This window comes from Roseateles asaccharophilus (assembly GCF_004362405.1).
In the GTDB taxonomy this organism is placed as follows: Bacteria; Pseudomonadota; Gammaproteobacteria; order Burkholderiales; family Burkholderiaceae_C; genus Kinneretia; species Kinneretia asaccharophila.
Genome location: NZ_SNXE01000007.1, coordinates 234,300 through 246,086, shown reverse-complemented (window position 1 = coordinate 246,086; position 11,787 = coordinate 234,300). Strand labels below are relative to the sequence as shown.

Sequence of the window (11,787 nt, the reverse complement as noted above, 5' to 3'; positions counted from 1 at the left end):
GCTCAGGCCCGGCTGCCGGGGGCGGCGCGGCGTGCGGCCAAGGCCGCCAGGGCGGCCGAGGCCATGCGCGAGTCGGCGCCATCGGCACGGCTGGTCAGGGCCACCGGCACGGTGGCGCCCAGCACCACGCCGCAGGTGGAGGCGCCGGCCATGTACTCCAGCAGCTTGGCCAGCATATTGCCGGACTCCAGATCGGGCACGATGAGTGCGTCGGCGTCGCCGGCCACCTCGGAATCGATGCCCTTGATGCGGGCGGCCTCGGGCGAGACCGCATTGTCAAAGGCCAGCGGTCCGTCCAGCAGACCGCCGCGGATTTGGCCGCGCTGGGCCATCTTGCACAGGGCGGCGGCATCCAGGGTGGAGCGGATCTTCTCGGTCACGGTTTCCAGCGCCGAGAGCAGGGCCACCTTGGGGCGCTCTATGCCCAGGGCCTGGGCCAGCTCGATGGTGTTGCGCACGATATCGGCCTTGTCCTGCAGGCTGGGCTCGATATTGATGGCCGCATCGCTGAGCAGCAGGGGCTTGGGATAGCTGGGCACGTCAAAGCGGAACACATGGCTGAGGCGGCGCTCGGTGCGCAGGGCCGGATGGGCGATGACGGCGTGCATGAGCTCATCCGTGTGCAGACTGCCCTTCATCAGCAGGCCCACCTCGCCCGCGGCCGCCAGCTCGGCGCCACGCGCGGCGGCGGCATGGCTGTGGGCCTGGGCATCGATCTGCAGGCCGCCCAGGTCCAGGCTCTCTTGCTCTGCCAGGGCGCGCAGGCGGCGCTCCGGACCCACCAGCAGGGGCTCGATCAGGCCGCGCTGCGCCGCCAGCAGGGCGCCGCGCAGCGAGGGGGCATCGCAGGGGTGGATCACGGCGCAGCGCAGGGCCGGGCCGCTGGGCAGGCGGGCCAGCCAGGCGTCCAGCCGGGCCTGGGGATCGAAGAGATGCATGGCCGGCAGGCGTGGCCGGGGCCGGCGTATGCGGTGCCGTGGCGCCAGCACCGTGGCCAGGCCGCTGATGACCTCCTCGCCGCGCTGGTTGCTGGCCTGGCAGCTCAGGCGCACCAGACCGCGCTCGTCCTGCTTCTCGACCACGGTGAGCAGGATGCTCAGGGTGTCGCCGATGTGCACGGGGCGTGCGAATTTGAGGGTCTGTTCCAGATAGATGGTGCCGGCACCGGGGAAGTCGTTGCCCAGCACCGAGGAGATCAGGGCCGCGCCCCACATGCCATGGGCGATCACGCCGTGAAAGCGGGTGGCCTGGGCGTACTCGGCGTCCAGATGGGCCGGGTTGTGGTCGCCCGAGACCAGGGCGAAGGCCTGGATGTCCTCGGGTTGCAGCGTGCGCACCAAGCGGGCACTCTGGCCGGGTTGCAGTTCGTCGTAGGTGAGGTTCTGGGTCCAGTCCTCATTGAGGCGCTCTGGTGCATTCATGGTCTGGGCTCGGCGGGGTGGATTTCAGTGGGTGGCGTGCTCGCCGGCATCGACGAACAGGGTCTGGCCGCTCATGCCCGAGGCCGCCGGGCTGGCCAGAAAGCTGGCCAGGGCGCCGATTTCCTCCAGGCTGACCAGACGCCCCAGGGGCGAGCGCTGGCGTGCGCGATCCATCAGCTCGTCGAAGGCCTCGATGCCCGAGGCGGCGCGGGTGGGGATCGGCCCCGGCGAGATGGCGTGCACCCGGATATTGCGTGGCCCCAGCTCCAGGGCCAGGTAGCGCACCAGGCTCTCCAGCGCGGCCTTGACCGGGCCCATGAGGCCGTAGTGCGGTACCGCCTGATGGGCACCCAGATAGCTCATGGTGATCAGGCTGCCGCCCTGCGGCATATGCGGCTCGCAGGCGCGGGCCAGGCGGGCAAAGGAGTGGCAGGAAATGGACATGGCTCGCGCAAAGCCGGCGGCGCTGCTGTCGCTCACCCGCCCGTGCAGCTCGGCCAGCGGTGCCCAGGCGATGGAGTGCAGCACAAAGTCCAGCCCGCCCAGCTCGCGCACGGCGGCGTCCACCAAGTCCTCGATGGCACCCTCATGCTCCACATTGCAGCAGTGCAGGGGCGAGGCGAGGCCCTGGGCCAGCGGAGTCACGGCCGCATAGGCCTTCTCGTTGAGACAGGAGAGCACCAGCCGGGCTCCGGCCGCCCGCATGGCTTGGGCGCAGCCGTAGGCAATGCTGTGTTCGTCCGCCAGGCCCAGAATCAGTCCGCGACTTCCTGGGAGCAGGCCGGAGACAGGGGTGGCCAGCCCGCGCGTTCTTGTATCCATGGGACTAGCTTGGGCGGGCCCCATGTCGGGCCTGTGACGGCCGGGCCGTCTCGCGGCACGGCCTTGCGGCAGATCAAGTGCGCGGCATCAGCCCCAGAAAGGCGCAGAGTTCTTCCAGGTAATCGTCGAAGTCCGAGAGCGCGTGATCGCTGCCTTCCAGCAGCTTGAGGCGCGGGCAGTCGGCGTAGCGCGCGTGCATCTCGCGCCAGTCCAGCACCTCGTCACCCTTGGCGATCACGGGCAGGTAGCGCTCGGGCCGCGTGATGGCGGCGGGCTTGAGTGTGCGCAGCTCGTCCACGAACTCGGCGCGGAAGAAGAAGCGCTGCTCGGGATCCTCGGGGCTTTGCCAGCAGCTCTGCTCACCCAGGTAGGCGGCCAGATCGCGGGCCGGGTCGACCGCGGGATTGAGCAGCACGGCCGGGCAGCCCAGGCGCTCGGCCAGCACGGTGGCGTAGAAGCCGCCCAGTGAACTGCCCATCAACACCATGCGCTCGCGCGGCCAGCTCTGCACCAGGGACAAGGCCAGGTCGACGGCCGCGGCCGGCGAGGGGGGCAGCTGCGGGCAGGCAAAGACCAGATCGGGGCGCTGCTGGGCCACCCAGGCCGCCATGCGCTGGGCCTTGGCCGAGCGCGGCGAGGAGCGGAAACCGTGCAGATAAAGCAGATGCGTGGTGCGGGCAGACATGGTCGCGAAGTCTACCCAGGGCCGATCCGGCGGCTGGTTTGTGGATTTGTGCGCAGAGCGCCCAGCCTGGTGTGACAGGAGGCGGAATTCGAGGCCCAAGCTGCGTGGCAACGCATTGACGCCCGCGGCGCGAACGGTAACAGTTGCGCCTTTTTTGACAATTCCGTGATGTGCCGCCATGGCCAAAAGCGATGGGCCGGCCGCAAGACGAAGAGAAGAGCGCCTGATGATGAAGCCCATGGACAAATCCGGTCTGACCCTGGTGGCGACGGCCGCCCTGATTCTGCTTAGCGGCTGCGCCAGCACCACCGCCGACAACAAGGCCGCCACTGCAGCGCCTGCAGCGACTGGGGGCGCAAAGCCCGCCGCCGCGCCGGCTCCCGCCGCGACGAATGCGGGTGCTGCTGCGGTGGCGCCTCAGGCGGCCCCCCAGGCTGCACGTCCGCCCGCCGATCCCACGGCCCCCAAGCCCTTTGCCGAGATCATCAAGGACGCCAAGCAGCAAAACGGTCTCTTCCCCATCTGGCGCAAGGACGAGAAGGTCTGGCTGGAGATCCCCAAGGCCATGCTGGGCAAGCCCTTCCTGTTCACGGCTAATACCGCGAACGCCGTGGGTGAGCGCGGCCTGTATGCCAGCGAGATGATGATGGACATGATGGCGGAGTTCCGCCTGGTGGGCCGTCAGGTGCAGCTGGTAGCCCTGAACACCAAGTTCCGCGCCGTGGCCGAGCAGGGCAGCAAGGCCGCCATCGAGCAGGCCTTCTCGCCCAGCCTGCTGGCTTCGGCCCCCGTGGCCAGCGCCGAGCATCCGGAGCGCAAGTCGGTGCTGGTGGATGCCTCGGCCCTGCTGTTCAACGACATCCCGGGCTATTCCACCCGTCTGGAGATGGCCTACCGTCTGCCCTTCGCACTGGACAAGGCCAACTCCTCCTTCGCCGCGGCCCGCGCCGACGAGGGCCTGAGCACCCTGACGGCCCGTGCCCACTTCGCCACGCCGCGCATTCCGGCCCCGCCCCTGACGCCGCCGCCGGTGCCCGTGCCCACGCCGCCGCAGTCCACGCCCGATCCGCGCAGCCTCTTCGTGGACTTTGTCTACAACTTCCTGGCCCTGCCCGAGCAGCCCATGGCGCCGCGCCACGCCGATCCGCGCCTGGGCCACTTCATGGAGAGCTTCACCGATCTGGGCGGTGATCTGAAGGCCAACCCGCGCGTGCACTATGTGCAGCGCTGGCGCCTGGAGAAGAAGGATCCGGCCGCAGCCCTGTCCGAGCCGGTCAAGCCCATCACCTTCTGGATGGACAAGAACATCCCGGTGAAGTACCGCGCCGCGGTGGAGGCCGGCATCCTGCAGTGGAACCTGGCTTTCGAGAAGATCGGCTTCAAGAACGCCGTGGTGGCCAAGCAGCAGCCTGACGATGCCAATTGGGACAATATGGACGCCGGCCACGCCTCCATCCGCTGGTTCGTGGGCGCCGATGTGGGCTTTGCCCGCGGCCCCAGCCACACCGACCCGCGCACCGGCGAGATCCTGGATGCCGACATCATGATGAGCGATGTGTTCGCGCGCGGTTCGCGCCGCTTCATCGCCGAGGATCTGGGCATGAGCAGCGAGCAGCGCCTGGCCCAGCTCAGCCAGGGCTGGCAGAACGGCGCCAGCAGCGCGGCCTTCTGCAACTACGCCCTCGGCGCCGCCTCCGAGATGCATTTCGCCCTGGACCTGCTGGAAGCGCGCGGCGACATCGCGCCCGACAGCCCCGAGGCCGAGGCCTTCGTCAACTCCGTGATCCGCGACACCATCGCGCACGAGGTGGGTCACACCATCGGCCTGAAGCACAACTTCAAGGCCTCCACCACCGTGACCCAGGCCCAGCTCAAGGACCGGGCCTGGACCGAGGTGAACAGCACCTCCAACTCGGTGATGGACTACAACGCCTACAACCTGCCGCTCAAGGGTGAGGCCAAGACCACCATCAATCCCACCACCCTGGGAGCCTATGACTACTGGGCCGTCGAGTACGCCTACAAGCCCATCGCGCCCGAGCAGGAGAAGGCCGAGCTGGCCCGCATTGCCGCACGCAGCACCGAGCCCAAGCTGGCCTATGCCGACGACGCCGATGCGGGCGGCTTCGGTCCCTACGATGGCTTCGATCCCCTGGCCAACCGCTTTGACCTGGGCGACGACCCGCTGGCCTACTACAAGAAGCGCCTGAAGCTCTCGCAGGAGCTGTGGGAGCGCGTGCAGGCTCGCAAGCCCCAGCTGGGTGACGATCCGCTGCGCCAGCGCCGCCAGATCCTGGCGGGCTTCCGCCAGCTCAATGGCGCGGCCGAGCTGGCCGGCAAGTACGTGGGCGGCATGCATGCGCTGCGCGATCTGCCCGGCACCACGGGCCGTCCCAGCTTCCGTCCGGTGGAGCCGGCCAAGCAGCGCGAGGCGCTGCAGTTCATCACCACCGGCCTGATGAGCGCCGACAGCTTCCGCTTCAAGCCCGAGCTGCTGTCCTCCCTGACCCTGGACTACAACGAGTGGGACCGCGGCACGCCGCTGAACATTCCGGCCGTGGTCTGGGGCCTGCAGCGCGTGGCCCTGGATCGACTGCTGAGCGCCGGCACCGCCTCGCGCCTGCTGGACCTGAATGCCTATGTGAAGCCCGAGCAGCGCAAGGGCATGATCTCGCTCAACGAGGTCTATGCCACCCTGCAGGGCGCGATCTGGAGCGAGCTCAAGAGTGGCAGCGAAATCGACCGCCTGCGCCGCACCCTGCAGCGTGAGCATGTCAAGCGCCTGCAGACCCTGCTGACCAAGGGCTCGCCGGCCCTGCCGGCCGATGCCCTGAGCCTGCTGCGCTACAACGCCACCCAGCTGCAGGGCGAGCTGCGCGCGGCCGTGGCCAAGGGCGGCCAGTCGGTGGAGACGCGTGCGCATCTGGCCGAAAGCCTGAGCGCGCTGAGCGAGGCCCTGCGCGCCACCATGAGCCGCGGCTGAGGCTCGCTGCGCGAGCGGCGCTGCGCAGGCCGGTGTGCTTCAGGCACGCCGGCCTTTTTCTTGTCTTCAGCGCTCGCTGGCCACGATGGCCCACATGGCCATGAACATGGCCGCGATCAGCGGGCCGATCACAAAGCCATTGAGGCCGAACACACTCATGCCGCCCAGGGTGGAGATCAGCACCACATAGTCCGGCATCTTGGTGTCCTTGCCCACCAGCAGGGGGCGCAGCAGGTTGTCCACCAGGCCGATGACCAGCACGCCGTAGGCGATCAGGGCCAGGCCCGAGGCGACTTCGCCCGTGGCCAGGAAGTACAGGGCCACCGGGGCCCAGACCAGGCCGGCGCCCACGGCCGGCAGCAGGGACAAAAAGGCCATCAGCACCGCCCACAGCACGGGTGCGTGCACGTCCAGGAACCAGAAGGCCAGGCCGCCCAGGGCGCCCTGTACCGCGGCGACGGCGATATTGCCCTTGACGGTTGCGCGGATCACGGTGGCGAACTTCTCGCCCAGCGCGCCCTTGTGGCGGTCATTCAGGGGCAGGGCGCGGCGCAGCAGGGCCAGCAGGGCCTCGCCATCGCGCAGCAGGAAGAACATCAGATAAAGGCTGATGACGAAGCTGACCAGGAAGTCGAAGGTGTCCTGGCCAAAGCCCAGGGCCTTGGAGGCCAGGAACTGGCTGCCCTGATTCAGGGCGGCCACCAGCTTTTGCTGCAGCACCGAGAGATTGCCCACGCCCAGGCGGTCCAGCAGCTGGGTCAGCCAGGCGGGCAGGGCGTCATAGAGCTGCTGCAGATGGGTGCTGAAACTGAAGTCGCCGGATTTGCTGCGCGCATACAGGGCCCCCGCTTCCTGGGCCAGGGACAGGCCCACGAGGATCAGGGGCAGGATGACCAGCAGCAGGATGATGAGCACCGAGATCAGGGCGCTCAGGGTCGGGCTCTGCCCGCCCAGGCGCCTGTGCAGTGCCTGGTTCATGGGCGCGAAGACCAGGGCCATGGCCGTGCCCCAGAGCAGGGCGCCGAACAGCGGCAGCAGGATCCAGGCAAAGGCCAGGCTGACGGCGACGAGGATCAGCACGAAACAGCGATCGCGCAGGGCGGGGTGGCTGTCCGGCTCATGGGTGTTCGATCCCGGAAATGGCGCTGGCGGGCTGGCCGAGACCAGGGGCTGGGCGCGAGGGGGGCGGTGCTTGCGGGGCGGCTGTGACATGGTGGCCGCATGGTAGCGGCAAGTGCGGCCCGGGCCACGAGCCGCAGCCGCGGCAAGGGCTCAGCCGCGCGGCAGCGTGGCGCGACGCTGACGGCGCGACCAGGCCATGGCCGCCAGGGCGGCCAGACCCAGGCCCAGGCTGGCGGGCTCGGACACCGGGTTGCTGCCGGCCTCGATGCGGTAGTAACCTTTGGCGGTGATCACTTCGTCAAACAGTGCAAAGCGAGCCAGTGCGGCGTTGTCGCCGCCATCGCTCAGGCGAAAGCCCGGGTAGCCCCCCAGGCTGCCGCTCAGGCCCATGAGGCTGCCCTGGCGGAACACCGCATTCAGGGTGCGGCTGGGGTTGATCTCGATCTCGTAGTCCAGGATGCTGAAGCTGTACTGCTCCACACGGATGAGCTGCTCATCCAGGCTCTTGTCCACCCGGCTCAGGTCCAGCTCGAAACGGCCGCTCAGGCTTTTGCCCAGATAGCTGGCGGTGTCCACATGGTCAAAGGGCGAGCGGGCCTCGTCGATCTGGCCGCTCAGCGTGAACAGCGAGGCCTGGGCCTGAAGGGCCGCCAGCATCAGGGCGGCAGCGGTGCCGAAGCGGCGCAGGGCGAGGGATAGGGTGGGCATGCGGTTTCTCCGAAGTAGGTGGCGTGGTGTGAGGCGGCGCCGGGGGCATCCGCTGGCCACTTGCTGCGGCCATGCCGCAAGCCTAGGGAGTGAGCGTTGACGCAGCGTTGAATGCCGCCGTGCGTCGAGCGTCCGTCGTGTCGGCGGCCAGCTTGGCCGCGTCGCGGCCATCGGCCAGGGTGGCCAGGCCGCTGAGGCGGCGCAGGCGCAGGGCCAGGCCGCGTCGGTGCAAGGGGCCGGCCGCCTGCCAGGCCAGGCGGCTGTGCTGGGTGCGCAGCAGCAGCAGCTCGGCCTGCATGCGGCGCGCTTGGCGCAGGCTGCGTGCCAGATCGCGGCGCACGACGGCCGCCTCATGGCCCAGGCCCGCCCCCGCCAGGGCACGCAGACGCCAGAGCTCGGGCAGCAGATAGTCTTCCTGGCGCTGATGGGCCTTGGGCAGGGCCTGCTCAAGGCTGTCCAGGGCCTCGGCATGCCAGCCCAGGGCCAGCTGGGCGTCGGCCAGCATGGACAAAAAGGTGGCCTCGGTGCTGGGCATGGCGACCGCCGCCATGGCAGCGGCCTGGCGTATCGGGGCCAGGCCTGCGGCATCACCTTGCACCGCCTGGGCCCAGCCACTCACCAGACCGGCCACGGCCTGCCACAGCACCATATCGTGGGCCAGGGCCAGGCGCCGCAGCTCCTCGGCGCGGCGCAGGGCCAGCACGGGCTGGCGCAGGCGCTGGTGCATCACGCCCACGGTGGCCAGCGCATAGGCCTCGGTATGGGCGTGGCGCAGCGCGCGCGCCGCCACCAGGGTCTGCTCGGCCTGTTGCAGCGCGGCTTCCGCCCGGCCCTGCAGGGCCAGCACCCAGCAGCTCAGGCCGCCGGCCGTGATGCCGCCGTGTTCGCCGAAACGGCCCAGCAGGGCGCTGGCATTGAGGCCGCGCGAGTCCTGGCTCGCGCGCTCCAGCCAGCGCCCAGCCTCGCTCAGTCGACCCAGGAAAAGCAGGTTGTTGCCCATGGCGTAGGCGGCCTGCACCGCGGCCGCGGCATCGCCTTGGGCGCGAGCCTCCTGCACCAGGCCCTGGGCCTGTCGCAGGGCCAGGGGGCGCTCGGCGTCCGGCTCGGCAGGCTCGGTGTCGCTGCGACTGCCCAGCCACAGACCCCACAGGGCCTGGAAGCGTGCCGCCGGCTGCGCCGCGGCGCCCGCCAGGGCGCGCTCGAAGCACTGGCGCGCGCTGGGCGAGCCATAGCCCTCAGTGGCCATCAGGGCGAAGCCCAGGCCTAGCTCCAGGGCCGGCGCCATGTCCTCTGAAGCCGGTGCGCCCGGCAGGGCCAGGGCTTTGAGACCCTGGCGGAAGTGGTGGCAGGCCTCGACATGGGCCGACAGCGCCGCGGCGTGGCGTCCGGCCAGCAGCCAGTAATGCGCGGCCCGCGCATCCTCGGCCGCCATCAGCTGCGCGGCCAGCAGCTCGGGCGCCTCGGCACCCAGGCTGGCGAAGGGGCCGCGCAGACCTTCGGCCAGGCGCTGATGCAGGGCACGGCGTGGGCTGGGGGCCAGAGATTGGTAGGCCGCGTCGCGCAGCAGGGCGTGGCGGAAGCGCCAGCCCCCGCCATCGGCCTGCAGCAGGCCGGCATCCAGCAACTCCTGCAGCAGGGCACTTTGAGTCGGGGCCGGCTCGCCGGGGTGCAGCCATTGCAGCAGGGCGGGTTCGAAGTGGGTGCCAATCACCGCCGCGGCCTGGGCCAGCTGGCGAGCGGCCGGTCCCACGCGCTCCAGCCGCGCTGCGAGCAGATCCCAGAGCCGGGCCGGCATGGGCTCCTCGGGCGCCTGTTGCAGGGCGCGGGCCAATTCCTCGGCATAAAGCGGCACGCCCTCGGCGCGGCGCAGCACGGCCTCGGCCTGGGCCGGATCGCGCAATTCCAGATGCGCGATCAGGCGCTGCATCTGCGAGGCTGGCAGGGGCTCCAGCAGCAAGGCCGGCAGTTCGGGCAGGGCGCTGGGGGCGGGCTCGCGCGAACTCAGCACCATCAGGCGTGGCGCCGCGGGCAGGCGGCGCAGCCTGGCCAGCAGACCGAGCGAGGAGGGGTCGGCCCAGTGCAGGTCCTCCACCAGCAGCAGGGCCGGTCCCCCGGGCTGGCCCAGCCCCAGGGCTGCCAGCAGCAGGCTTTCGTCCGCATGGCGGTCGGGCTCGGCATGACCCGATGGCGTGCCGTCGCTGCCTTGCAGCAAACGCTCCAGGCGCGGCTGCTGATCCTGCAAGGCCGGCGCCACGCCCGCCAGCAGGCGGCGCTGGCTGCTCGGGCCATCTTCGCCATGCGCCAGCTGCAGGGCGCTCAGACGCTGCTGCAGGCTGGTGATGAAGGGGTGATAGGGACTGTGCTGGAACTCGGGCAGGCAGCTCAGCAGCAGGTGTTGGGCCGCCGTGGCCTCGCTGTGTTCCAGCAGGGCTTGCAGCAAACGGGTCTTGCCCAGGCCAGGCTCGGCCTGCACCAGCAGGGCCTGGGGGCCGAGCTCGGGTTGGCGCCAGGCCTGCATCAGCACGCTCAGCTCGCGCTGGCGACCGATCAGGGGCGTACGGCGGGGCAGGCTCATCAGGCCTTCGCTGCCCAGCAGGCGTGCGCCGCCCTCGGCCAGCGCGGCGAGGCGAAAGCCGGCCGGCGCCTGGCTGCCCAGGGCGCTGCCCAGTCGAATCTCGCCGGGCTCGGCCAGCAGGGCCAGGCGACGAGCCTGTCGGCTCAGGGTGCCGGCGCTGTCGGGTGAGCCCTGGCGAGGGTCGGCATAGACCCAGCCGGCCTCCAGCCCCAGACGTGGGCAGAGCAGGGCGGGGTGCTGCGGTCTGCCGCACAGATGGGCCTGCAGGGCCAGGGCGGCCGCCAGGGCACGCCGCGGGGCCTGCTCCAGGGCGCGGGGATGGCCGAAGAAGGCCAGCAGTTCGCCGCCCTCGGCCCGCAGCACAAAGCCACCATGGGCCTGCAGCATCTCGCGCAAGCGGGTCTGCAGGGCGGGCAGCTGCTGGCTCAGGGCTTCCGCCTCCACGCCCGGCGCGGGCTCCAGCTCGCAGGCCAGGGCCACGATGCGACGGCGCTCCGAGGGATGGTTGAGCGAGGCGCTCGGGCTCCCGCCCACCGGGGCCCGGCGCAGCTGCTCCGCCAGGCTCAGGGTCTCGGCCTCGGGCGGCAGGCCCAGCTGCTCCTGCAGGCGCTGGCGGAACTGCTCGAACAGGGCCAGGGCAGCGGGGCGCTCGCGCTCGGCCTGCAGACGCATGCAGTCGCGCAGCAAGGCCTCATTCCAGGGGTCGAGCAGCAGGCCGCGGCGGGCGGCGCCCAGCGCCTGGCTGTGGCGCCCGGCCAGCTCCCAGCCCTGACTCAGGCGGCGCGCCAGCCGGCCGGCCGTCAGAGCCAGGGCCTCGCGCCGGGGGCTCAGCCAGTCCTGCAGGCCGTGCAGTCCATCGAGTTCCAGCCCGTCCAGCAGCGGGCCGCGGTAGAGGTCGAGCTGGGCCTCCAGGGCCTTCAGGGTCTCGGCACTGGGGGGCTGGTCGGTGGAAAACGCGGGAGGCTCGGTGCTGAGTTCCTGGCAGTCCAGTCGCCAGCCCAGCTCGGGGTTCAGGGCGATCTGCTTCTTGTCGCTGAGCAGCACCTCCATGCCGGAGGCGGGCTGCTGCAGCAGCAGGCGGCGCAGGTCGAAGAGGGCGCGGCGCAGATTGGCGCGGGCCTGCTCGCCCTGGGACTGGGGCCAGAGCAGCTCGGCCAGACGCTCACGCGGCAGCGGACGGGCCTCCAGGGCCAGCAGGGCCAGCAGCAGGCGGGTCTTGTCGTAGGGGAACTCGACACCTGCGCCATCGCCCATCAAGAGCTCGCAGCCCCCCAGCAGACACAGCCTGGGCGGCGGGGGGAGGGCAGGAGAGGCGAGGGCGCTGCGCGCGAGCGGGACATCCATGGCGAGTCCGGCAGTATCTCCGCAGCCAGGCTGCGACCGCCGGTCTGATGCCCCCGAACCGGGGGGACTCGCTTTCAGCGAATCTTCATCATGACTGGCGTAGCGCGTGGACCGGCCAAGCCTCAGC

At 70.6% G+C, this 11,787-nt stretch carries 7 protein-coding genes; 1 reads left to right on the top strand and 6 read right to left on the bottom strand.

Going from position 1 to position 11,787, the window contains the following annotated elements:
* Positions 1 to 2: 2 nt before the first annotated feature.
* The 3 genes from DFR39_RS15440 to DFR39_RS15430 form a co-directional block, all read right to left on the bottom strand.
* On the bottom strand, positions 3 to 1,421 hold the full coding sequence (locus DFR39_RS15440) for a bifunctional enoyl-CoA hydratase/phosphate acetyltransferase (protein WP_133604529.1): 1,419 nt from the start codon (positions 1,419 to 1,421) through the stop codon (positions 3 to 5).
* 24 nt (positions 1,422 to 1,445) lie between these two features.
* On the bottom strand, positions 1,446 to 2,243 hold the full coding sequence (fabI, locus tag DFR39_RS15435; RefSeq protein WP_133604527.1) for an enoyl-ACP reductase FabI: 798 nt from the start codon (positions 2,241 to 2,243) through the stop codon (positions 1,446 to 1,448).
* Positions 2,244 to 2,316: 73 nt separating this feature from the next.
* Positions 2,317 to 2,928 carry a YqiA/YcfP family alpha/beta fold hydrolase gene (locus tag DFR39_RS15430; RefSeq protein WP_133604525.1) on the bottom strand — a complete coding sequence of 204 codons (612 nt, stop codon included), beginning with the start codon at positions 2,926 to 2,928 and terminating at the stop codon, positions 2,317 to 2,319.
* Between the two features lie 226 nt (positions 2,929 to 3,154).
* On the opposite strand from DFR39_RS15430, the gene DFR39_RS15425 reads away from it, so the two are divergent.
* The gene (locus tag DFR39_RS15425) at positions 3,155 to 5,911 is read left to right on the top strand and encodes a zinc-dependent metalloprotease (RefSeq protein WP_162849546.1); all 2,757 of its coding nucleotides are present in this window, start codon (positions 3,155 to 3,157) and stop codon (positions 5,909 to 5,911) included.
* Between the two features lie 66 nt (positions 5,912 to 5,977).
* Here the strand turns inward: DFR39_RS15425 and DFR39_RS15420 are convergent, their stop codons facing one another.
* From DFR39_RS15420 to DFR39_RS15410, 3 genes are all read right to left on the bottom strand, one after another.
* Positions 5,978 to 7,123, bottom strand: a complete 1,146-nt coding sequence (locus DFR39_RS15420; protein WP_133604521.1) for an AI-2E family transporter — start codon at positions 7,121 to 7,123, stop codon at positions 5,978 to 5,980.
* Positions 7,124 to 7,183: 60 nt separating this feature from the next.
* The gene (locus tag DFR39_RS15415) at positions 7,184 to 7,741 is read right to left on the bottom strand and encodes a PEP-CTERM sorting domain-containing protein (RefSeq protein ID WP_133604519.1); all 558 of its coding nucleotides are present in this window, start codon (positions 7,739 to 7,741) and stop codon (positions 7,184 to 7,186) included.
* Positions 7,742 to 7,823: 82 nt separating this feature from the next.
* Positions 7,824 to 11,660 carry an ATP-binding protein gene (locus DFR39_RS15410; protein ID WP_133604517.1) on the bottom strand — a complete coding sequence of 1,279 codons (3,837 nt, stop codon included), beginning with the start codon at positions 11,658 to 11,660 and terminating at the stop codon, positions 7,824 to 7,826.
* Between the last annotated feature and the right edge of the window lie 127 nt (positions 11,661 to 11,787).

What these genes read in the sequence shown, in the direction of transcription:
- DFR39_RS15440 (WP_133604529.1), bottom strand. Translation starts at nt 1,421, where the DNA reads ATGAATGCACCAGAGCGCCTCAATGAGGACTGGACCCAGAACCTCACC.
- fabI (WP_133604527.1), bottom strand. Translation starts at nt 2,243, where the DNA reads ATGGATACAAGAACGCGCGGGCTGGCCACCCCTGTCTCCGGCCTGCTC.
- DFR39_RS15430 (WP_133604525.1), bottom strand. Translation starts at nt 2,928, where the DNA reads ATGTCTGCCCGCACCACGCATCTGCTTTATCTGCACGGTTTCCGCTCC.
- DFR39_RS15425 (WP_162849546.1), top strand. Translation starts at nt 3,155, where the DNA reads ATGATGAAGCCCATGGACAAATCCGGTCTGACCCTGGTGGCGACGGCC.
- DFR39_RS15420 (WP_133604521.1), bottom strand. Translation starts at nt 7,123, where the DNA reads ATGTCACAGCCGCCCCGCAAGCACCGCCCCCCTCGCGCCCAGCCCCTG.
- DFR39_RS15415 (WP_133604519.1), bottom strand. Translation starts at nt 7,741, where the DNA reads ATGCCCACCCTATCCCTCGCCCTGCGCCGCTTCGGCACCGCTGCCGCC.
- DFR39_RS15410 (WP_133604517.1), bottom strand. Translation starts at nt 11,660, where the DNA reads ATGGATGTCCCGCTCGCGCGCAGCGCCCTCGCCTCTCCTGCCCTCCCC.